1 protein-coding gene and 2 tRNA genes are annotated in these 1,201 nt (G+C 49.5%); all 3 read right to left on the minus strand.

The features are described from left to right. Positions 1–173: 173 nt before the first annotated feature. Positions 174–250, minus strand: a tRNA-Arg gene (locus HMPREF3140_RS07780). A gap of 4 nt (positions 251–254) precedes the next feature. After that, positions 255–347 (minus strand) — tRNA-Ser (locus HMPREF3140_RS07785). 322 nt (positions 348–669) lie between these two features. After that, a complete protein-coding gene (gene csrA, locus HMPREF3140_RS07790) occupies positions 670–855 on the minus strand; it encodes a carbon storage regulator CsrA (RefSeq protein WP_000906486.1) in 186 nt (61 codons plus the stop codon). Between the last annotated feature and the right edge of the window lie 346 nt (positions 856–1,201).

The following is a 1,201-nucleotide window of genomic DNA, read 5'->3' on the forward strand; positions in this document are numbered from 1 at the left end:
CTATCCAGCTGAGCTACGGATGCATCGGGAAACTTGCTTTACTACGCGTCAGTGTCACAACTAACACATGCCACACTGAGTATGATGGCCTAATCGGTAGAGTGACTCGATTATGCCTCGCACTGCGGGCCGCTGCTTTCACAGCGCTCTTCTCTCTTAATTCAGAAAGAAGATGGTGCATCCGGGAGGATTCGAACCTCCGACCGCTCGGTTCGTAGCCGAGTACTCTATCCAGCTGAGCTACGGATGCAAAATGGCGGTGAGGCGGGGATTCGAACCCCGGATGCAGCTTTTGACCGCATACTCCCTTAGCAGGGGAGCGCCTTCAGCCTCTCGGCCACCTCACCACACACGCCTCTTTCGAGTGCTTCGAAGAACTTGTTTCTGCTCTTCGTCGCTGCGATGGCGCACATATTACTTTCTGGTACTTATAAGTCAAACACTTTTTCGAGACCTTTTTTCGTTTGCACACTTCGCACGCAATTCGCGTGCAAAAACGGCAAAAAGGGCAATTTATCAACAGGAAATCAGCCCTGACGCTGGCATAACGCCAAACGACCAAAGCGGCAAAGGGTAATGAAAAGCGGTATGGCGCAGGGGGAAAAAAAAGAAAAAGGGAAAAAGCGGCGGTAAGTGATGCGCCTCACTGCACAGCGAGGCGCGGAAACCTTAGTAACTGGACTGCTGGGATTTTTCAGCCTGAATACGCTGGTAGATCTCTTCACGGTGAACAGACACTTCTTTAGGGGCGTTTACGCCAATACGAACCTGGTTACCCTTCACCCCTAAAACTGTCACAGTGACCTCATCTCCAATCATGAGGGTCTCACCAACTCGACGAGTCAGAATCAGCATTCTTTGCTCCTTGAAAGATTAAAAGAGTCGGGTCTCTCGTATCCCGGCATTATCCATCATATAACGCCAAAAAGTAAGCGATGACAAATACCTTAGGGTATAAGCAGTCATGGCATCACATTCTGTTAAACCTAAGTTTAGCCGATATACACAATTTCAACCCGACTTTATCGTTATCAGTGTTTCTGACGCAAGGTGCCGTAACCCTCTGGTTATGGCACCTATACCCCTCATACTTAAAGTTGCATGTGTGTTGGCTTTCCTCGCTCACCCCAGTCACTTACTTGAGTAAGCTCCTGGGGATTCGCTGCGTCGCCGCCTTCCTGCAACTCGAATTATTTAGGGT

It is taken from the genome of Klebsiella sp. HMSC16A12, assembly GCF_001808265.1.
Lineage (GTDB): Bacteria > Pseudomonadota > Gammaproteobacteria > Enterobacterales > Enterobacteriaceae > Klebsiella > Klebsiella pneumoniae.

What these genes read in the sequence shown, in the direction of transcription:
- csrA (WP_000906486.1), bottom strand. Translation starts at nt 855, where the DNA reads ATGCTGATTCTGACTCGTCGAGTTGGTGAGACCCTCATGATTGGAGAT.